Annotated in this window: 17 protein-coding genes; 6 read left to right on the forward strand and 11 right to left on the reverse strand. The window is 72.9% G+C overall.

Features of this window, described 5'->3' with window-relative positions:
- Nucleotides 1-78: 78 nt before the first annotated feature.
- Entirely contained in the window at nucleotides 79-1,788 is a 1,710-nt protein-coding gene (locus IE275_RS14985) for a fatty acyl-AMP ligase (protein WP_189711757.1), read from the reverse strand.
- A gap of 291 nt (nucleotides 1,789-2,079) precedes the next feature.
- Between IE275_RS14985 and IE275_RS14990 the strand changes: the two genes are divergently transcribed.
- A complete protein-coding gene (locus IE275_RS14990) occupies nucleotides 2,080-3,177 on the forward strand; it encodes a baeRF3 domain-containing protein (RefSeq protein ID WP_189711758.1) in 1,098 nt (365 codons plus the stop codon).
- Between the two features lie 78 nt (nucleotides 3,178-3,255).
- Entirely contained in the window at nucleotides 3,256-4,281 is a 1,026-nt protein-coding gene (locus tag IE275_RS14995) for a Gfo/Idh/MocA family protein (RefSeq protein ID WP_189711759.1), read from the forward strand.
- A gap of 13 nt (nucleotides 4,282-4,294) precedes the next feature.
- On the opposite strand, the gene IE275_RS15000 is transcribed toward IE275_RS14995, so the two are convergent.
- Nucleotides 4,295-4,708, reverse strand: a complete 414-nt coding sequence (locus IE275_RS15000; RefSeq protein ID WP_189711760.1) for an SsgA family sporulation/cell division regulator — start codon at nucleotides 4,706-4,708, stop codon at nucleotides 4,295-4,297.
- A gap of 349 nt (nucleotides 4,709-5,057) precedes the next feature.
- On the opposite strand from IE275_RS15000, the gene IE275_RS15005 reads away from it, so the two are divergent.
- Complete coding sequence (locus tag IE275_RS15005; RefSeq protein WP_189711761.1) at nucleotides 5,058-6,458, forward strand: PP2C family protein-serine/threonine phosphatase; 1,401 nt, start codon at nucleotides 5,058-5,060, stop codon at nucleotides 6,456-6,458.
- Nucleotides 6,459-6,491: 33 nt separating this feature from the next.
- On the opposite strand, the gene IE275_RS15010 is transcribed toward IE275_RS15005, so the two are convergent.
- Nucleotides 6,492-7,988: a DNA-binding protein NsdB gene (locus tag IE275_RS15010; protein ID WP_189711762.1), complete on the reverse strand. Its 1,497-nt coding sequence runs from the start codon at nucleotides 7,986-7,988 to the stop codon at nucleotides 6,492-6,494.
- A gap of 232 nt (nucleotides 7,989-8,220) precedes the next feature.
- Here IE275_RS15010 and IE275_RS15015 point away from each other — a divergent pair, with 232 nt between their 5' ends.
- Together IE275_RS15015 and IE275_RS15020 are read left to right on the forward strand one after the other, a co-directional pair.
- Complete coding sequence (locus tag IE275_RS15015) at nucleotides 8,221-9,360, forward strand: aminoglycoside phosphotransferase family protein (RefSeq protein WP_189711763.1); 1,140 nt, start codon at nucleotides 8,221-8,223, stop codon at nucleotides 9,358-9,360.
- A 267-nt stretch (nucleotides 9,361-9,627) separates the two neighbouring features.
- Complete coding sequence (locus IE275_RS15020) at nucleotides 9,628-11,535, forward strand: N-acetylmuramoyl-L-alanine amidase (protein ID WP_229870244.1); 1,908 nt, start codon at nucleotides 9,628-9,630, stop codon at nucleotides 11,533-11,535.
- A 10-nt stretch (nucleotides 11,536-11,545) separates the two neighbouring features.
- On the opposite strand, the gene IE275_RS15025 is transcribed toward IE275_RS15020, so the two are convergent.
- The 7 genes from IE275_RS15025 to IE275_RS15055 form a co-directional block, all read right to left on the reverse strand.
- A complete protein-coding gene (locus tag IE275_RS15025; protein ID WP_189711765.1) occupies nucleotides 11,546-12,043 on the reverse strand; it encodes a glycosyltransferase family protein in 498 nt (165 codons plus the stop codon).
- Between the two features lie 246 nt (nucleotides 12,044-12,289).
- Nucleotides 12,290-13,183: a universal stress protein gene (locus IE275_RS15030; RefSeq protein WP_189711766.1), complete on the reverse strand. Its 894-nt coding sequence runs from the start codon at nucleotides 13,181-13,183 to the stop codon at nucleotides 12,290-12,292.
- Nucleotides 13,184-13,293: 110 nt separating this feature from the next.
- On the reverse strand, nucleotides 13,294-13,536 hold the full coding sequence (locus tag IE275_RS15035; protein ID WP_189711767.1) for a DUF397 domain-containing protein: 243 nt from the start codon (nucleotides 13,534-13,536) through the stop codon (nucleotides 13,294-13,296).
- A gap of 83 nt (nucleotides 13,537-13,619) precedes the next feature.
- Nucleotides 13,620-14,786, reverse strand: a complete 1,167-nt coding sequence (locus tag IE275_RS15040; protein WP_189711768.1) for a thiolase family protein — start codon at nucleotides 14,784-14,786, stop codon at nucleotides 13,620-13,622.
- Nucleotides 14,783-15,859 (reverse strand): thiolase family protein, encoded by a 1,077-nt coding sequence (locus IE275_RS15045; protein WP_189711769.1) that lies wholly within the window; start codon nucleotides 15,857-15,859, stop codon nucleotides 14,783-14,785. Before IE275_RS15045 ends, IE275_RS15040 begins: the two co-directional genes overlap by 4 nt.
- Nucleotides 15,856-16,797: a Zn-ribbon domain-containing OB-fold protein gene (locus tag IE275_RS15050; RefSeq protein ID WP_189711770.1), complete on the reverse strand. Its 942-nt coding sequence runs from the start codon at nucleotides 16,795-16,797 to the stop codon at nucleotides 15,856-15,858. Before IE275_RS15050 ends, IE275_RS15045 begins: the two co-directional genes overlap by 4 nt.
- 21 nt (nucleotides 16,798-16,818) lie before the next feature.
- A complete protein-coding gene (locus IE275_RS15055) occupies nucleotides 16,819-17,619 on the reverse strand; it encodes a crotonase/enoyl-CoA hydratase family protein (RefSeq protein ID WP_189711771.1) in 801 nt (266 codons plus the stop codon).
- 243 nt (nucleotides 17,620-17,862) lie between these two features.
- Here IE275_RS15055 and IE275_RS15060 point away from each other — a divergent pair, with 243 nt between their 5' ends.
- On the forward strand, nucleotides 17,863-19,467 hold the full coding sequence (locus IE275_RS15060) for an acyl-CoA synthetase (RefSeq protein WP_189711772.1): 1,605 nt from the start codon (nucleotides 17,863-17,865) through the stop codon (nucleotides 19,465-19,467).
- An 11-nt stretch (nucleotides 19,468-19,478) separates the two neighbouring features.
- Here the strand turns inward: IE275_RS15060 and IE275_RS15065 are convergent, their stop codons facing one another.
- Nucleotides 19,479-20,333 (reverse strand): alpha/beta fold hydrolase, encoded by an 855-nt coding sequence (locus tag IE275_RS15065; protein WP_189711773.1) that lies wholly within the window; start codon nucleotides 20,331-20,333, stop codon nucleotides 19,479-19,481.
- Between the last annotated feature and the right edge of the window lie 62 nt (nucleotides 20,334-20,395).

The following is a 20,395-nucleotide window of genomic DNA, read 5'->3' on the forward strand; positions in this document are numbered from 1 at the left end:
AAGGCGTACGGGGCGGATGGACTGCGGCGAGTCCGGGGACGGCCGCCGGCCCGGAGGGCGGGCCGGCGGGGGCCGTCGTCATCCGGTGGCGGGTACGCCGACCGGGGAGAGTGTGCCGTCGAGGTAGGCCGCGCGGGAGGCGCGGCGCTGGATCTTGCCACTGGAGGTCTTGGGGATGGTGCCGGGACGGACCAGGACGACGTCGTGCACGGACAGCCCGTGCGTCTCACCGATCGCGGCCCTGATCAGGTCGGCGATCGTCTCCGCGTCGCCGTCCGCCTCGGGCGCCAGCTCGGCGACCAGCACGGGCTGTTCGCCCTCGACGCCGCTGTCCACGGAGAACGCGGCGGTGCAGCCCGGCCGCAGCGCGGGGTGGCACAGCTCGGCGGCGAGTTCCAGGTCCTGCGGGTAGTGGTTGCGGCCGTCGACGACGAGGAGGTCCTTGAGCCGGCCGGTGACGAACAGCTCGCCGTCGCGCAGGAATCCGAGGTCGCCGGTGCGCAGGAAGCGGCCCTCGCGGCCGGGGAGGGTGGCGCGGAAGGTCTCCCTGCTGGCGAGGGTGTTGCGCCAGTAGCCGCGGGCGACGCTCTCGCCCTGGACCCAGATCTCACCGGTCGCGCCCTCGGGCAGCTCCTCCTTGCGGTCGGGGTCGGCGATGACGACGGTCATGCCCTCGCCCGGCGCTCCGCAGCCGACGGCGGCGGCGTCGGCTGCGCCGTTCTCCCGCTTCAGGAGGACCGGGGGCGCGCCCACCGTGCCGCCGGTGACCATGACGGTGGCCTCGGCCAGGCCGTAGCAGGGGTAGAAGGCCTCGCGGCGGAAGCCGGCCGGGGCGAAGGTCTCGGCGAAGCGGCGCAGGGTGGCCGGCCGTACGGGTTCGGCGCCGTTGAAGGCGACCCGCCAGGAGCGGAGGTCGAGGCCGTCGAGGAGTTCGGGGGTGGCGTGCTTCAGGGCGAGTTCGTAGGCGAAGTTGGGGGCACCGCTGGTGTGCGGGCGGTAGCGGCTGATCGCCTCGAGCCAGCGCTGCGGCCGCTGGAGGAAGTGCAGCGGGGAGAAGAGGGTGGTGGTCAGTCCGAGGTGAACGGTGTTCAGGACCGGTCCGACGAGTCCCATGTCGTGGTACACGGGCAGCCAGCTGACGATCAGTTCGCGGCCGTACTCCTCGATGACCTCCGGGGTGTGGCCCATGCGTTCGGTGATGACCCGCTCGTTGTCCATCAGGTTGCCGTGGGTGACGACGACGCCGCGCGGGGCCGAGGTGGAACCGGAGGTGTACTGGAGGAAGGCGACCGAGTCGGCCGTGAGGTCGGGGGCGCGCCAGCCCGCGGCCGCCTCGTCCGGGATGTCCTCCGTCACCACGCGGGCGACGCCGTCGAGTTCGGGCAGCTGCTCGGCGAGTGCGTCGAGGGAGGCGACGACCTCGCGGCTGCCGAGGATCGCCCCGGCGTCGGCGTCGGCGATCAGGCGCTTCGTCCGGGTCAGGGCCCGGTGGCTCCAGGAGTGGCCCTGCGGGGGTATGCCGGGCACGGCGACGACTCCGGCGGCCAGACAGCCGAGGTAGGCACAGATGAACTCCAGGCCCGGCGGGTGCAGGAGCAGGGCCCGGCCGCCGGCGAGACCGCTCTCCTGGAGCCGGCCGGCGACGGCCTGGGCGCGGGTGGCCAGTCGGGCGTAGGAGAGTTCCTGGATCTCCCCGTCGCAGTCCCCCGTGACGAGGTAGCGGTAGGCGGTCTGATCGGGCCGGTGCGTGGCGTGCGTGGTCAGCAGATCGACCAGGGAACGAGCCATGTTGACGAGTCTCACCTGTCTGGAAGAAGAGAAGAGGGAACTCTTGTTCGAGTTTCAACTTGCGGTGATCCGTGAGGATTCGCCGTCGAATACCCCTCGTTCAATTTGCTACCGATGAGTAACACCCTAGCAAGCCGACTCGCACAGTGTGTCGAACAACGGTAAACCCTGCGTATCCAACAGGCTTCACGGGGGGTGCCTCACCCGGGGCCGACGCACACGGACGCGCTCGCGGTTCCACCGGACGGAGCACGCCATGCCCGCCGGACGAATCAGTCCTATGGTGCTGATATGGAGAACGCACTCAGCCCCGCGACACTCTCCGAACTGCGGCGCCCGCGCCCCTACCCGGCGGTGTCCGTGCTGACACCCACACACCGCCGGGAACCAGAGAACGCCCAGGACCCCGTCCGGCTGCGCAACGTCGTGGCCGAGGCGAAGAAGCAGCTGGAGTCCGATCCGTCGGTCACCCGTGAACGGCGTGCCGACGTCGCCGGCCAGCTCGACCGCGCCCTGGCCGAGATCGACCTGGCGCACGCCGAGGACGGCCTGGTCATCTTCGCCGCGCCCGGCGAGCACCAGGTGTGGTCCCTGGCCCGCCCGGTGCCGGAGCGCGTCGTCCTCGCGGACACCTTCCTCACCCGCAACCTGGTCTCCGCGCAGGCCGCCGAACGGCCCTTCTGGGTGCTGTCGGTCTCGCCGGACCGCGTCACGCTGTGGAACGGCGGCGTCGAGCACGTCACCGAGCACGCCACCGGCGGCTTCCCGCTCACCAGCGACCACCGCGAGAACTTCGACGCCGAGCGCCAGGAGCGGATCGGCGACCACCCGAGCGCGTTCCGCGACGAGGACACCCGCCACTTCCTGCGCGAGGCCGACGCGGCGATGGGCCGCCTGCTGCGCGCGGACCCGCGGCCCCTGTACGTCACCGGCGAGCAGGCGGCGCTGTCGGCGCTCGACGAGATCGGCACCGTCACCAAGCACGCGGTGCACGTCCCGCACGGCGGACTGTCGCACGGGACCCCCGACGCGGTGTGGCAGGCGATGCGTCCCGTGGTCGACGCCGAGACCCGCAAGGGCGTCGACACGGTCCACCGGGAACTCGAATCGGCCCTCGGGCGCAAGCGGTTCGCGGCCGGCGTCGACGAGGTCTGGCAGAACGCCCGGGAGGGCCGGGTGCGGCTGCTGGCCGTCGAGGAGAACTACCGGGTGACGGTGCGCGACGACGGCGACCATCTGATCCCGGCCCTGAGCGGCGACCTCGACGCACGCGAGGACATCGTGGACGAGATCGTCGAGCAGTGCCTGGAGACCGGCGCCGACGTACGGTTCGTCCCGGACGGCACCCTGGGCGACGCGGCCGGGATCGCGGGCGTCCTGCGGTACTGACCAGCGGCCCCTTCCCCGCACCGGCGTACGCTACGGCCTGATCGTCAGCGTGATCGTCGGCTGGGAGGGAGAGCACGCGTGGGTGACCTGCTGGGCGTCGCGGTACTGGGTGCCGGACACATGGGGGCCGATCACATACGACGCCTCGACCGCATGGTGAACGGGGCACGGGTGGCCGCGGTGGCCGACCCGGACGCCGCACGCGCGAAGGAGGCCGTCGCCGGGACGGAAGGGGCCTCGGTCCACACCGAGGCCGAGGCCGCGCTGGACGCGCCGGGCGTCGAGGCCGTACTGATCGCCTCCCCCGGGCCGGCGCACGAGGAGGCGCTGCTCTCGGCGTTCGCGCGCGGGCTCCCCGTGCTGTGCGAGAAGCCGATGGTGCCGGACTCGGCGGGCGCGCTGCGGGTGGTCGAGGCGGAGGCGCGACTCGGGCGGCGGCTGGCCCAGATCGGGTTCATGCGGCGCTACGACACCGAGTACCGCCGCCTCAAGGCCCTGCTGGACGACGGCCGGCTCGGGCGCGCGCTGATGCTGCACTGCGTCCACCGCAATGTCTCCTCGCCGCCGGACTTCACCAGCGCCATGCTCGTCAACAGCTCGGTGTCGCACGAGATCGACGCGGCCCGCTGGCTGCTGGGCCAGGAGCTGACCGCGGTCACCGTGCTGCGGCCGCGTCCCTCCGCCGGCGCGCCCCAGGGCCTGCTCGACCCGCAGTTCGTGCTCTTCGAGACGGCCGGGGGCGCGCTGGTCGACGTGGAGGTCTTCGTCAACTGCGGGTTCGGCTACCAGGTGCGCTGCGAGGCCGTCTGCGAGCGGGGCGCCGCGCGCATCGGCGACGACCGGGGCATGCTGGTGACCGCCGGGGGTTCGGCCGGTGCCGAGGTCCCCCAGGACTACCTGGTCCGCTTCGCCGACGCCTACGACCGCGAGGTGCAGGCCTGGGTCGACGCCACCCGGCGGGGCCGGGTCACCGGGCCGACCGCCTGGGACGGCTACGCGGCCTCGGTCGTCGCCGAGGCCGGGGTCGCCGCCCTGGAGAGCGGCACCCGCACGACCGTGGACCTCGCCGCACTCCCGGAGCTGTACGCGGTGACCGGTCGCTGAGGCGAAGCCCGCGTCAGACATTGCCGAGCAGGGCCTGAAGGCCCCGGTCGACAGCGGCACCGACGTCCTCCTGGCCCGCCGCGACCACGGCATAGCTGCGCAGCAGGAAACGGTTGAGCGCGGGCGTGTCGAACTGGAGCAGGGCCATCCCGAGCGGTGAGTGGAACTCCACCACCGTCCGGGACCGGCCGCACGGCCAGATGTGCACGTCCCCGCTCCCGGCCGGCCCACGCAGCCCCTCCTCCAGCAGGCCGCGGGCGAAGGTCCAGGTGACGCCCTCGCCGGCGAGGGCGATTTCCGGCGGGAAGTCGAGGTGCACGGCGAAGGGCTCGGTGGAGGCGTAGCGGAGCGTCGCGGCGACCGGCAGCTCCTGGTCCTCCCCGGTGATCAGGCAGGCGCGGACGGGCTGTTCGAGGGTGATGTCCATGCATGTACGACCCCGTGGGGGCCCTTCGCATTACGCGGAACCGGGCACAAAATATGTGACCTGCGTCACGATTTCCCTTGAGGGGAACACACGGCCGTCGAACACCCGGCGGACAGTCCTTCCGTACCCCTCACGAGTCCCTCAAGTCACGTACGTCACCTACGACTTGACGCCCCCACCGGGTGGCCTTCAGGCACCCCCCGGCCACGCCTTGAAGACTGTGGCATATGCCAGAAGCACCACCGAATCGTGTGTTGCCAAATCCCTTACACGGCGTCGCGGGCTGTGCAACAGTCGTAACGGCCCTTCCGTCCCCTTCGTCGGACCGTTCCCGCATCGGAGTCGCGTCATGTCGTCCCCTCTCTCTGCGGACCACCCCGCCGCCCAGCCGCCGGGACGCGGCTCGGTCGACGCGCTGATCACGCAGACGCGACGGCTTCGGGGAGACGTGGACGCCGTACGACGGGACGCACCCAGGGACGCGGCCGACCCGCAGGGGCGCTGGCAGCGCGCGCTCTACGACCTGGCGCTGCACCAACTCAACGACCTCGACGCGCACTTGGCACAGCTGCGGGACGGCCCGGCGCCGGCCCCGGAGGTGAGCGCCGCCCTGCCGGCCGCCTCCCGGCGCGGCTCGCTGCTCAGCCGGGTCGGCAGCGCGGAGTGGAACCTGCTGACGGACGACGCCGTGTGGTCCGAGGAACTCCACCGGATCCTCGGCCGCGACCCGGCCACTCCCGCGCTCACCCTCGACGAACTGCCGTCCCTGGTGCACGAGGAGGACCGGCCGAAGCTGACGGCCATGGTCACGGCCTGCCTCGTCGACGCCCGGCCCATCGACGGCGAGTTCCGCGTCGTCCGCCCGGACCGCGAGGTGCGCACCGTGCACATGATGGGCGAGCCGGTACTCGACGCCGACGGCGGCACCGCCACCATGTGGGCCGTGCTCCGCGACGTCAGCGAACTGCGCAGCCGCCGGCGGGAGGTGCGCGAGACCCATGACTCGCTGGACCGCCACCGGCAGCGCGCACAGAGCGAACACCGGCTGGCCGTCGAGCTCCAGGAGGCCGTCATGCCGCCCTGGCGCGGTTCCCTGCGGCTCCCGCGCCAGGGCCCCCGCTCGCTCGACCTCGCCGCGCAGTACCTGCCCGCCTCCACGGGTTCCCTGATCGGCGCCGACTGGTACGACGCGCTCGAACTCCCCGACGGCCAGACACTGCTGAGCGTCGGCGACCTCACCGGGCACGGCCCGGCCGTCACCTCGAGCATGGCGATGATGCTGGGCGCCCTGCGCGGCATGGCGATGGCGGGCACCGCGCCGGCCCAGCTCATGACCTGGCTGAACCACTTACTGGACGCCACCGTCCAGCCGGCCCTGGCCGGTGCCGTCTGCTGCCGTTACCGGTCCGACACCCGCACCCTGACCTGGGCGCAGGCCGGACACCCCGCCCCGCTGCTGTACCGCGACGGGACGGGGCGTCGACTGGAGACCCCCGACGGCGTTCTCCTCGGCGCCACCTCGGGCGCCGTCTACGGACAGGCCGAGGTGACCCTGGAAGCGGGCGACCTGGTGCTGCTGCACACCGCCGCACTGGGGCGCGCGGGCGCACCGGACCGGCTCCTCGACCTCGCCCCCCGCCTGCGCGAGGCACGCACCGCACAGGACTGCGTACGGATGATCGTGACGGAGTGCGGTACGAGCGAGCGCGAGGACGACGCCTGCGTGCTCGTCGCCCGGGTGACTCCGTAGCTCGTCGGCGGTCGGCTCGCCGCCTCGTCCCGCCTACACCTGGGTGCTGCCCCTGCCTCCCTTCGCCTTCGGCAGCGCCAGCACGATCTGCTCGCGCAGCTCGCTGATGCTCTGGTAGTTGGCGTACTCCGCGGTCAGCCGGTACATCTCGCGCAGCCGGTCCCAGGTACGACGGGAGGAGTTCGAGCCCATCGACACCAGAGCCAACCGGGCGTACCGGTCCGCCTGTTCGGGGTCGTCCGCGATGAAGCAGGCCGAGGCCATGGAGAGATGGTCGAAGATCTTCGACCGCTCCCGCCCGTCGACGCGCAGCGCCAGGGCCTTCTCCGCGTAGTACTGGGCGTGCGAGGCCGCCTGGGGCTCGAACTCGGCCAGCGTGCGGTACGCCAGCGCCTGCATCCCGTACAGATCCTCGTCCTTGAAGGTCTGCATCCAGGGCGGCGGTTCCAGGTCGCCCTTCTCGGAGACGAAGAGGTCCTCCGCCCGGCCGAGGGTGCGGCGCATGGCCTGCCCCTTGCCCATGGAGGCCTGCGCCCAGGCCTCGATGGTGTGGAACATCGCCCGGGTGCGCGGCAACACGTTGTCGCCCGCTCCGGACTGGGCGAGTTTCATCAGGTCGAGGGCCTCGTCGGGCCGGCCCAGGTGGACCATCTGGCGGGCCGCCCGGGAGAGCGCCTCGCCGGCCCGCGGCCGGTCACCGCCCTCCCGGGCCGCGTGGGCGGCGATGACGAAGTACTTCTGGGCCGTGGGCTCCAGGCCGACGTCGTGCGACATCCAGCCCGCGAGGACGGCGAGGTTGGCGGCGACGCCCCACAGGCGCCGCTGGAGATGGGTGGGGTGGTGGTAGGCGAGCATGCCGCCCACCTCGTTGAGCTGTCCCACGACGGCCTTGCGTTGCAGCCCGCCCCCGCGGGCCGCGTCCCAGGCTCGGAACACCTCGACCGAGCGCTCCAGTTCCTCGATCTCCTCCGCTCCGATGGGGGCGGCCTCGTAGCGGTCGAACCCAGCGGGGTCGGCATGGCGCAGGAGGGGGTGGTCGATGACGGGAGCGTCGGCGGAAAGGGTGGGGTCGGTGTGCAGCCAGTCGTGCATGGCGCTGCTGAGTGCTGATCCCGCGGCGAGCGCGGCACCCGCGCCCACCAAGCCGCGTCGGTTGAGCATGAGGTCCATTCCCGTGAATTCGGTGAGGACCGCGGCAGTCCGTTCGGGCGCCCACGGCACGCCGTCGGGATGATCGACACTCCCGCCGCCCGGCCGTTTCCCCGTACGCCCGTGCCGGACCAGACCGAGGTCTTCGATGGTCACGACACGGCCGAGACGCTCGGTGAACAGAGCCGCCAGCACCCGCGGCACCGGATCGCGCGGGATCTCTCCCATGTCGATCCACCGCCGCACCCGGGAGGTGTCGGTCGACAGCTGGGGGTGGCCCATGGCCGCCGCCTGCCGGTTGACCAGCCTCGCGAGTTCACCCTTGGACCAGCCGGCCAGGCCGAACAGGTCCGCCAGGCGGGTGTTGGGTTGTCCGCTCACGTCAAGCCCCCAGGTTCTCGGCTGAGTTGACAGTAGCCCGGGGGAAGGTGCCGGGCGACTATTCGCCAGGGTTCGCCAGGGTCCGCCAGATGGTGTGCCACTGGGCATCGGGTGTCAGGTAGGAAAGCGCCACCCCGACCCGGTCGCCGAGGGACATTCCCCAGGGTGCACCCGGGTGGACCGGTCGGGGCAGCGTTTTGACGTCCGGCACACGAAGGGATCTGTTTCGCCCATGTACGCAGCATCGTCCTCCGTGTCCGCCCCGCCCCGGTCGCTGCACCCCCGCCCGGGCGGCGGCGGCCCCTACCTCGCCCCGGCGCGACCGGCGGCCCCCGTGCTCGGCGCGGGCGGTGTCCGCCGCCCCCCGGGGTTCGGCACGCAGCCGCTCAGCGGGCGGCTCGACCTGTCCGGCCCCCAGGGCGCCCAACTGCGCACGGCGATCGCCTCGGTGCACCGGATCTGCCCGGAGTTCGCCCCGGTCCAGGTGCTGCGCCGCAGCGGCCGGTCCGTCCTCCTGGTCGGCACGACCGGTCGCAGTACGGCGGTCGCGAAGTGTTTACTCGACCACTCCCCCGTGTGGGCCGAGCGGATCAGGCACGAGATAGCCGCATACCGCACGTTCGTCCGGCAGCGCCCCCCGGTGCGCGCGCCGAGACTGATCGCGGCGGACCCGGACAACTGCACCCTGGTCATCGAGCGGATGCCGGGCCGGGTGGCGGCGCTCCAGCGGCACCCGGCCGAGGCCCCGCCGCGCGCCGACATCAGGGCGGCGCTGGGCGCGGTCTGCCGGCTGAACGCCTGGCGGCCGCCGGCCGGCTCGTTCGACGCCCCGCTGGACTACCCGGCGCGGATCTCCCGCTACCACGAGCTGGGTCTGCTCACCGACCGGGACATGGGCGACCTGCAGAAGCTGCTGCACGGCATCGCGACCTCCGCGGGCCGGCAGGGCATGGGCCAGTTCTGCCACGGCGACGCCCTCCTGTCGAACATCCTTCTGTCACCGGCCGGTCCAGTGCTGGTGGACTGGGAGCACGCGGGCTGGTACCTGCCGGGCTACGACCTGGCGACGCTGTGGTCGGTGCTGGGGGACGCACCGGTGGCGCGCCGTCAGATCAGCCAGCTCGCCCAGTCGGCGGGACCGGCGTCCCGGGACGCCTTCCTGGTGAACCTGATGCTGGTGCTGACCCGGGAGATCCGTACCTACGAGACGGCCGTGCAGCGTTCGATGCACGACACGACCCCGACGGCCCCGGGACCGGCCCACCCGGGTGCCGCGCCGTCCGGCGAGGAACAGCGGCTGCTGCTGCGGCGGCTGCACGACGACTGCCAGCTGGCCCGCCGGGCCGTGCGCGCGGCGGTCGGCACTCGCTGAGGGGGCGAAGGTCCGCGGTGCGCCCGAACGGCGGCGCACCGCGGACCTTCGTATGACCGAGAACAGTGTCTTGACAAGGGAAATCTCCTGTTTGTGGGCATGATTGACGGGTCGTCGGCAAGCCGGGACGAGGTGTGCACAGCGCACGACGTACGGCCCCGCACGCCCCCGCCCCGCCCGCCTCAGGAGGCCGCGTTGCGAAAACCCGTCACTCACCCCGGGCCCCGCAGATCCCCTCGCCGTGCCCCCCGTAGAGCCGCAGGCGCCGTGGCGTCGGCGGCTCTGCTGCTGCCGCTGCTCGGCGCGGCGCCCTCGCCCGCCCGGACCTCGGACGGCCGGCCCCCGGCGCCGGGACTCCAGCAGGCCTTCGCCGCCGCGGCCGCCGAGTACCACGTGCCGCAGAGCGTGCTGCTGGCCGTCTCCTATCTCCAGTCCCGCTGGGACGGACACGGTGGAGCGCCGAGTGTGACCGGCGGCTACGGCCCGATGCATCTCACCGACGCCCGCGCCGCCCTCGGCACGGTCCCGCACCACGGCGAGGGCACCGAGGACCCCCGCGGCGACACCGCCCGCGCCCCGCTGCGCCCCGAGCCGAGGCTCCCGGCCGCCGAGGCGGTGCCGGACCGGCTGAAGACGCTCCCGAAGGCGGCCGAGCTGACCGGTCTGAGCCCGGAGGAACTGCGCACGGACCCCGCGGCCAATGTGCGCGGCGGCGCCGCCCTGCTCGCCGCCGCCCAGCGGGAGCTGGGTGAGCCGGCCGACCCCGACCCGGCCCGGTGGTACGGCGCGGTGGCCCGTTTCTCCGGCGCGGACGACACCGCGACGGCCGCCCGGTACGCCGACGACGTGTACGACGTGCTGCGCACCGGCGAGCGGCGCACCACGGACACCGGGCAGGTGATGGCGCTGGCCGCGCGGCCCTCCGTCGCCCCGGACACCGCGCAGCTGAGCCGCACGGGCCTGCGCCGGACGTCCGCCGCGGGCACCGAGTGCCCCACGACCGTGGCCTGCGAGTGGATCCCGGCGCCGTACGAGGAGTTCGGCGAGGGCGACTACGGCAACCACGACGTGGGCGACCGCCCGGTGTCCCAGGCGATCAGGTACATCGTCGTCCACGACACCGAGGGCGGCTGGGCGGGCGTCCTCAATCTGGTCCAGGACCCCACCTACGTCTCCTGGAACTACTCCCTGCGCTCCACCGACGGCCATGTCGCGCAGCATGTGAAGGCGAAGGACGTGGCCTGGCACTCGGGCAACTGGTACGTCAACGCGGAGTCGATCGGCCTGGAGCACGAGGGTTTCCTCGCCCAGCCCGACTCCTGGTACACGGAGGCGATGTACCGGTCGTCGGCCCGGCTGGTGGCGTACCTGGCGGAGCGGCACGGCATCCCGCTGGACCGGCAGCACATCCTGGGCCACGACAACGTGCCCGGCGGAACCACGGCGGCCGTCCCGGGGATGCACACCGACCCGGGCCCGTACTGGGACTGGCGGCACTACTTCGAGCTGCTCGGCAAGCCGTTCGACGCCGCGGCCGGCAAGAGCACCGGTCTGGTGACGATCCGGCCGGACTACACCGCCAACCGCCCGCTGTACACGGACTGCGTCACCAAGGGGCAGCCGTGCGCCGCGCACGGTTCGAGCGAGGTGCGGCTGTACGCGGACCACGACGAGAAGTCCGCCCTGATCAAGGATGTCGGCCGGGGCACCGCGCCGACGACCGGCGTCAACGACATCTCCTCGCGCGTCTCCACCGGCCAGCAGTACGCGGTCGCCGGTACCTGGGGCGACTGGACGGCGATCTGGTACCTCGGGCAGAAGGCCTGGTTCAGGAACCCGGCCGCGCAGCCGACGGCGGTGCCCTCGACCGGTGTGCTGATCACCCCGAAGGCGGGCGTGGCCAGTGTCCCGGTGTACGGGCGCGCCTATCCGGAGTCCTCGGCCTACCCGTCCGGGGTACCGGCCCAGGCCGTCTCGCCGCTGTCGTACACCCTGCCGAAGGGGCAGCGGTACGTGGCCGGCGGCAAGGTCCCGGGCGAGTACTACTACGCGGTCACCTACGGCACCGGCTCGCACCGGGTCGTGGTCGGCAAGGACCTGTACTACGAGATCCAGTACGGCCACCGGGTGGCGTTCGTCCGGGCCGCCGACGCGCAGGTGGTCCCGGCCGGCTGACCGGCCGGCCTCAGCCCTGCTGGAACAGCTCCGCAGGGAGCGGCTTCAGCAGGGCGTACAGGTCGTCGGTGATGGGGCGGTCCCAGGCGGCGATCGTCACCAGGACGTTGTCGCTGCGGTCGAACTGGACACAGGAGATCCGGCCCTCGGAGAGCTTCAGCCGGCGCACGATCAGCAGGTTGTCGCCCTGCATGACGGGCATGTCCTCGACGCCGACGACCGTGACCTCCTCGTCGTTCTCCAGTGCGAGGAGCAGCTGGGCCACCTCGAAGGGGACCTCTCCCTCGGCGACCTCGCGGGCCGGGGAGCCCTCGGGGAGATTGCCGATGATCATCGCGGGGCCACGGCCGCCGAACAGGTCGTAGCGCAGGAAGACGCCCTGGCAGGTGCCGTCGGGGGCGGGCAGCAGCCCGGCGCCGAGATTGCCGGGCCAGTCGCCCGGATCCATGGCCAGTACGTCGAAGTCGGGGCCGGCGGGGGTGGCGCTGCGGCGGCGGAGGAACGACATGCCGCCATGGTACGTGCACGACAGGGGTCGGCGTCGTGCGGGCCACCCGTCATCACCGGTGGTGGCGGGGCCTTTCGCGGGAGCGTGCCCAGGGGTGGGGCTCCACCGATCGGCTGTTCGCCGGCGGGCGGTTCGCCGGGCCGCCCACGGGGGAACCCGGCCGTGCCGAAGGGGTGCGGCCGGAACGCCGGGGCGGGGTGCCGTCGCGCACCGCCCGCCCCCGGCGCCGGTCCGTGCCGCGGCGGTTCACTCCTCGGCCGGGGCCGGGGGGACCACCGCGACCGGACTCGCCGCGTGCAGCAGGACCGCGTGGGTGACCGAGCCGAGCATACGGGCGGGGGTCAGCAGGCGGCGGCGGTGCCGGCCGACGACGACCAGGGCGGCGTCCTTCGAGGCGGCGACGAGCAGGCCGGCGGCGTCGCCGGGAGCCGGGCGGGGCTCCACCTCGACCTCGGGGTGGCGTGCGCGGTGCGGGGCGAGGAAGCCGTCGACGAGGGTGCGGGTCTCGTGCTCGATGGCGTCCTGGTCGTAGACCGGCAGGGCCAGGTCACCGGGGGCGACCCAGCTCTGGATCGGCCACGGGTAGGCGGCGACCACCTGGACGCGGGCGCCGCGCACGGCCGCCTCGGCGAAGGCGAACCCGAGGGTGGCGTCGTCGGGGGCGTCGACCTTGAGGCCCACGGCCACCCGGGGTCCGGGCTCGGCCGGCAGCACGTCGTCGACCTCGCGGCCGGGCGGGGGCACCACGACGACCGGGCACTCGGCGTCCCGGGCCGCGGACAGTCCGTTGGAGCCGAGCAGCAGGCTGGCGAAGCCGCCGCGGCCCCGCGAGCCGAGCACCAACAGTTGTGCGTCGGAACCCAGTTCGGGCAGCAGCGCGCCGTCGAGGCCCACGTACTCGGTCCGCGGCCCGTCCCCGGCCGCCGCGAGGCGGGCGCCGGCGTCGGCGAGCACCGGGTCGTCGTCGGGCGGCGGCGGGACGACGACGGGGGCACCGGGCTGGGTCCAGGCGAAGTGGTGGCGCACATGGGCCACGCGCAGCGGGGCGCCGCGCCGCCGGGCGGCGTCCTGGGCCCAGTCGAGGGCGCGCCAGCTGTTCTCGGAACCGTCTACGGCCACGACGACCGGCAGGGTGCTCATGGTCCTCACCTCCGGGATACGACCAGTGTCCTACGGGGGCCAGCCTTGCCCAGGCGGGCCCCCGGGAGGGCGTACGCGGTCGCGTGTCCGGAAAATGAGCCCCGACGGTCTCAGGTCAGGTCGAACTCCCCCTCCCGCGCGCCCGAAACGAACGCGCCCCACTCCGCGGGGGTGAAGATCAGGGAGGGACTCTCGGGGCTGCCGCTGTTGCGCATCGCGATGAATCCCTCGACGAAGGCGATCTGGACATCCCCCCGTCCCTGGCTGCTGGACTGCCACTCGGCGTTGCTGAGGTCCAGCTCCGGCTTGTCCCAGCCCGTGAGCGGCTGCTGCTGGATGGTGCTCTCGGCCACGTCCGTGCTCCTCCCGGTTCGTCGTCCGCGGGCCAGCCTAGCGATCGCTCACGGGTGCCGACAGAGCACACGAGAAGGACCTTTCAGGACTCGGGTGGCCGCGCTCCCACGAGCCACATGGAGAAGAACTGCGAGCCGCCGCCGTAGGCGTGCCCGAGGACCTTCCCGGCCCGTTCCACCTGGTGTTCCCCCGCCTGGCCGCGTGCCTGGAGCGCGGCCTCGGCGAAGCGGATCATGCCGGAGGCGCCGATGGGGTTGGTGGACAGGACACCGCCCGACATGTTGACGGGCAGGTCGCCGTCCAGCTCGGTCACGCCGGACTCGGTGAGCTTCCAGCCCTCGCCCTCGTCGGCGAAGCCGAGGTTCTCCAGCCACATGGGCTCGTACCAGGAGAACGGGACGTACATCTCGACGGCGTCGATCTCACGGCGCGGGTCGGCGATGCCGGCCTGCCGGTAGACGTCGGCCGCGCAGTCCCGGCCGGCCTGCGGGGACACCGCGTCCTTGCCCGCGAAGAGCGTCGGTTCGCTGCGCATCGCGCCGCCGAGCATCCAGGCCGGCGGGCGGGGCGCGCGGGCCGCGCCCGCGCGGTCGGTGAGGATCATGGCGCAGGCGCCGTCGGAGGAGGGGCAGGTCTCCGAGTAGCGGATCGGGTCCCACAGCATCGGCGAGGCCTGGACCTTCTCCAGGGTGATGTCGTGTTCGTGGAGGTGGGCGTAGGGGTTCTTGAGCGCGTTGCGGCGGTCCTTGTACGCCACCAGCGAGCCGACGGTGTCGGGTGCGCCGCTGCGCCGCATGTAGGCGCGCACGTGCGGGGCGAAGAAGCCGCCCGCGCCGGCCAGCAGGGGCTGCTGGAAGGGGATCGGCAGGGAGAGTCCCCACATGGCGTTGGACTCGGACTGCTTCTCGAAGGCCAGGGTGAGCACCGTGCCGTGCACCCGGGCGGCGACCAGGCCGGCCGCGACCAGCGCGGTGGAGCCGCCGACGCTGCCCGCCGTGTGCACCCGGAGCATCGGTTTGCCGACGGCGCCGAGCGCGTCGGCGAGGTACAGCTCGGGCATCATCACGCCCTCGAAGAAGTCGGGCGCCTTGCCGATGACGACGGCGTCGATGTCGGCCCAGGTCAGCTCGGCGTCGTCGAGGGCCCGGCAGGCCGCCTCGCGGACCAGTCCGGCGACGGACACGTCCCGGCGCGCCGCGACGTGCTTGGTCTGGCCGATCCCGACGACGGCCACCGGTTCCTTGCTCATCGCGGATCCCCTTCGAGTACGGCGACCAGGTTCTGTTGCAGGCACGGGCCGGAGGTGGCGTGGGCGAGGGCGCGGTCGGACTCGCCCCGGTGGATGCGGGCGGCGGCCTCGCCGATGCGGGTGAGGCCCGCGGCCATCATCGGATTGGCGGCGAGCGCGCCGCCGGAGGGGTTGACGCGCACCTCGTCGCCGAGGCCCAGGGCCTTGCGCAGGACGACTTCCTGCGCGGTGAACGGGGCGTGCAGTTCGGCGGTGTCGACGGTGGGGGTACCTCCCATGCCCTTGAGGCCATGGGGGAGTTCGAAGGCGCCGGCGCGTTCGGCGGCCAGCCGGGTGGACGGCGAGTCGGTCAGGTCGCGCACGCCGAGCGAGTGGGCCTCGATGCGGTGGTCGATGCCGCGGATCCAGGCGGGGCGCGGGCACAGCTCGCGGGCGCGTTCGCCGGCGGCGAGGATCACGGCGGCGGCCCCGTCGCCGATCGGCGGGCAGTCGCCGGTGCGCAGCGGCCGTACTCGGTAGTCGCCGTGCGGGACCTCGCCCCGGAGCTGGGCGTGCGGGTTGTCGGTGGCGCGGCAGCGGGCGGCGATCGCCGCGAGGGCGGGCTCGTCGGTGTCGCCCGCGTCGATGAGCGCCTGGGCCTGGAGGGCGGCGAGGGCGACGGAGTCGGGCCACAGGGGGGCGACGTAGTACGGGTCCAGCTGGCGGGTCAGGACGTCACGGAGCGAACCGGGCGAGGACTTGCCGTAGGAGTAGACGAGTGCGGTGTCCGCGTCGCCGGTGAGCAGTTTGGTCCAGGCCTCGTACAGGGCCCAGGCGCCGTCCATCTCGACGTGCGACTCGGAGATCGGCGGCCAGGCGCCGACGCCGTCGAGGGCGAGGGTGAAGGAGAAGGCGCGGCCGGCCAGGTAGTCGCTGGAGCCGGAGCAGGTGAAGCCGATGTCGGCGGTCTTCAGGCCGGTCTGGTCCAGCACGGCGTGCAGGACCGGCATGAGCATCTCCACCTCGGAGTGTTCCTCGGTGGTGCGCAGCGTGTCGGTCTGTGCGAAGGCGACGACGGCGATCTCCCGGGTCACAGCAGCTCCTTGTACGTGTCGTAGTCCGCGTCGGGTTCGCCGGTGGGCCGGTAGTGGTCGGGGTGGCGGGCGCCGGGCGTCCACACCGGTTCGACCCGCAGGCCCATCCGCACCTGGTCGTAGGGGATGCCGCCGATGCGTCCGTGCAGCGCGAGGTCGGCGCCGTCGAGGGCGATGTGGGCGTAGACGTACGGCACTTCGATGTCCAGGTTCTTCGCCTTGATGTTGACGATGCAGAAGGTGGTGACGGTGCCGCCGGGGCCCACCTCGACCCGTTCGGTCGTGGCGACGCCGCAGGTGGGGCAGGCGCCTCGGGGCGGGACGTACACCTTGCGGCAGGAGGGGCAGCGTTCGCCGACGGCCCGGTGCTCGGCGAGGGCGTCGAGGTAGGCGGTCTGGGCGCGGCCGGGGGTGTAGGTGTAGTCGAGCCGGGCGGCGGCGACGATGCCGGTCACCGGATCCGCGAACTCGCCGGTGCTGCCGCCGGGTCGCACGGGTTCGCCGTCGTACGGCTCGAAGCAGGCGATGTCGGTGATGGCGCCGGAGCGCTCGGCCGCCCAGCGGATGCGCACCCGTGCCCCGGTGCGGACGGCGTCGGGACCGGGGACGTCGAGGGCGTGCAGGAGGGCGGTGTCGGCGCCGTCGAGGCGGACCAGGACCCAGGCGAAGGGGGTGTCGAGGGGCTGGCCGCGGCGGGGGGCGTGGTTCCAGGCCCAGGTGGTGACCGTGCCGGTGGGGGCGACCTCGACGAGGTCGCGCAGTTCGTCGGCGGTGACGGGGTCGTACTCGACGGGCGGGACGAGGGTGCGGCCGTCGGTGGTCCGCACCCCGAGGACGACCCGCTCGCGCAGCCCGGTGAGGAAGGCGCTCTGGACGGGGCCGAGGGAGCGGGTGAAGGGGAACTCGACGACGAGGGGGGCCTTGAGGACTTCGGGCATCGGGGTGCCTCCTTGGGAGGTTCAGGCGCGCTTGTAGACGGGCGGCCGCTTCTCCGTGAAGGCGCGGGCGCCTTCCTTGGCGTCGGCGGTGTCGAAGACCGGCCAGCCGCGGGTGAGTTCGGCGGCGAGGCCGTCGGTCTCGGTCATCTCGGCGGTCTCGTAGACCGACGCCTTGACGGCCTCGACGGCGAGCGGGCCGCAGGCGTTGACGCGTTCGGCGATCTCCAGGGCCTTCTCCAGGGCGGTGCCGTCCGGGACGACATGCCCGACGAGACCGATGTCCGCGGCCTCGCGGGCGCTGTAGGGGCGGCCGGTGAGGAGCATCTCAAGGGCGTGGGTGCGCGGGATCTGGCGGGGCAGGCGGACCGTGGAGCCGCCGATGGGGAACAGGCCGCGCTTCACCTCGAACAGGCCGAAGGTGGCGGACTCGCCCGCGACCCGGATGTCGGTGCCCTGGAGCATCTCGGTGCCGCCGGCCACGCAGTACCCCTCGACGGCGGCGATCACCGGCTTGCGGGGGCGGTGGTGGCGCAGCATCGCCTTCCAGTGCAGATCGGGGTCGGCCTTGAGCCGGTCGCGGTACTGCTCGCCCTCCATGCCGTGGCCGGCGAGGGCCTTGAGGTCCATGCCGGCGCAGAAGGTGCCGCCGGCGCCGGTGAACACGATCGAGCGGACCGAGTCGTCCGCGTCGGCCTCGATCCAGCCGTCGTACAGGCCGACGAGCATCGCCAGCGAGAGCGCGTTCTTCGCCTCGGGCCTGTTGAGCGTGAGCACCAGTGTGGCGCCCTCGCGCTGCACGGTGAGGTGTTCCGTCCCGCCCATCGCCGTCTCCCGTCTCCGTTCCGCGTCCAGAACGAGAACAGGTTGCAGGAGGTGCGGAGGCACTTCAAGAGTTTTCTGACAGTCAGTCAGATTTGTTGGGAGGATTTCCCGAGGGCTCCCCTGCACCTAACTCTGACAGTCAGTCAGATTTCTGCCGCGCGAACCCTTCCCACTTGCCGCTCCCTTTGCTCTGATGACCGGCATCCCTCGGGGACCCAGGCCGTCGTGAGGTCAGGAGGAGCGGTGGAGTACAACCTTGCCGACCTGTTCGAGTCGGTCGTCGACGTGGCGGCGGACCGTGAGGCGCTCGTGTACGTCGACCACCCGGGTACGGGCGCGGAGCGCCGGCTGACCTACGCGCAGCTGGACGCGGCGGCCAATCGCATCGGCCATCATCTGCTGGACCGCGGGATCCGTCCCGGCGAGCACCTCGGCCTGCACCTCTACAACGGCGTGGAGTACCTCCAGACCGTGCTGGGCTGCCTGAAGGCCAGGATCGTGCCGGTCAACGTGAACTACCGGTACGTCGAGGAGGAGTTGGTCTACCTCTACCGGGACGCCGACCTGGTCGCGCTGGTCTTCGACGCCGAGTTCACGGACCGGGTGGCGGCTGCGCTGCCGCAGACCCCGGCACTGCGGCACCTGATCCGGGTGGGAGCGCCCGGCGAGGGATTCACCGCCTTCACGGACGCCGAGGCCGGCGGCTCCCCGGAGCGCGGGTTCCCCGCCCGCTCGGGCGACGACCAGTTCATCATCTACACCGGCGGCACGACCGGGATGCCCAAGGGGGTGATGTGGCGCCAGGAGGACCTGTTCTTCTCCGGGCTGGGCGGCGGCGCGCCGACCGGGGAGCCGGTGAAGAAGCCGGAGGAGCTGGCCGAGCGGGTCGCGGCCGGCGGCTCGGGGATCACCTTCTTCCCCACACCGCCGCTGATGCACGGCACCTCCACCCTCACCGCCTTCATCGGCTTCAACTTCGGCCAACGGGTCGTGCTGCACCGCAAGTTCGCGCCCGAGGAGGTGCTGCGGACCATCGCGAAGGAGAAGGTCAACGCCATCTCCCTGGTCGGTGACGCGATGCTGCGGCCGCTGATCGACGCGCTGGAGGGCCCGATGCGGGGCACCGACTGCTCCTCGGTGTTCAGCGTGTCCTCGTCCGGGGCGATCATGTCGGACACGGTCCGCGGCCAGTTCCGGGCGCTGCTGCCGAACGCGATGCTGCTGAACAACTTCGGGTCCTCCGAGTCCGGCTTCAACGGCACGGCGACCGACGACTCGGGCCCCGTCCGCGGCTTCCGGGTCAAGGTCAACTCCCGTACCCGGGTGGTCGATCCGGCGACGTACGAGCCGATCGCGCCGGGCGAGGTCGGCCGGGTCGCCCAGCACGGCCACGTCCCGCTCGGGTACTACAACGACCCGGTGAAAACGGCCGAGACGTTCTTCGAGAAGGACGGCGAGCGCTGGGTGCTGCTCGGCGACATGGCCACGGTCGACGAGGAGGGCGTGGTCGTCGTCCTCGGCCGGGGCTCGCAGTGCATCAACACCGGGGGCGAGAAGGTGTACCCCGAGGAGGTCGAACAGGCCCTGAAGTCGCATCCGGACGTGTACGACGCCCTGGTGGCCGGGGTGCCGGACGCGACCTGGGGCAACCATGTGGCGGCGGTGGTGCAGATGCGCAAGGGCGCGCCTGCGCCCTCCCTCCAGGACATCCAGACGCACTGCCGCACCCGCCTGGCCGGCTACAAGATCCCGCGCCAGCTGGTGGTCGCCGACGCCATCCGCCGCTCACCGAGCGGCAAGGCGGACTACAGGTGGGCACGGGAGGTGGCGGTGGCGGCGGACGACTGACGACACGGGACTCACCCGGCCGGCGCGGCACCGTCGAGGAACGCGACGATACGCCCGGCGAACCCCTCCGGGTCGTCCAGCCACGGATAGTGGCCGGCGCCGGGCTGTACGGCGAGCCGGGCGTTCGGGAAGGCGTCGGCGGTGTGCCGGGCCAGCGCGGGACGGGGGCCGCCGTCAAGTTCGCCGGCGAGGACGAGGACCGGGGCGGTCACCGACGCGAGAGCGGCGCGCAGGGCGGGCGGGTCGAAGGCGGCCAGGTCGTGGAAGCGGTCGCCCGCCTCGTCGTTGCACTCCTCGTCCGAGGCCGCGTCGTGCGCCCGGGCCGTGGCGTCCCAGCGGCCGTAGAAGAAGGCGGCGAGCCGGTCCCAGTCGGGGTCGTCCTCGCCCGCCAGCCACGCCTCCAGCGCGGGGAACGCCGCCCCGAACCACGGCTCGTCCGCGCGCAGCCGGGCCGCCGCCAGCCGGTCCTCGGCGGTGGCCCGCTCGCCCAGGACCCACGGGATGACGGTGACCAGCGCGAGCCGGGCCACCCGGTGCGGGTACCGCGCCGCGTACAGCGTCGCGAGGCTGCCGCCCGCCGAGTGCGCGAGCAGGTCCATCCGCTCCAGCCCCAGATGGACGCGGAGCGCCTCGACGTCGTCCACCTGGCGGTCGCAGCGGTAGGTGGCCGGGTCGGCCGGCTCCGCGGAGTCGCCGGTGCCGCGCAGGTCGAGCAGGACGAGGCGGCGGTGGGCGGTGAGCCCGCCGAGGTCGCCCAGGTAGCGGGAGGCCCGCATCGGCCCGCCGGGCAGGACGACGAGCGGGTCGCCCTCGCCCCGGACGTGGTGGGCGAGCCGGGTTCCGTCGGGTGCGGTGAAGATCGGCATGTCCCCGATCCTCGGTGCCGGCGCCGCCCTCCCGCAACGGAAATCCGCCCGCCCCCTGCCGG

The organism is Streptomyces phaeofaciens (genome assembly GCF_014648915.1).
Lineage (GTDB): Bacteria > Actinomycetota > Actinomycetes > Streptomycetales > Streptomycetaceae > Streptomyces > Streptomyces phaeofaciens.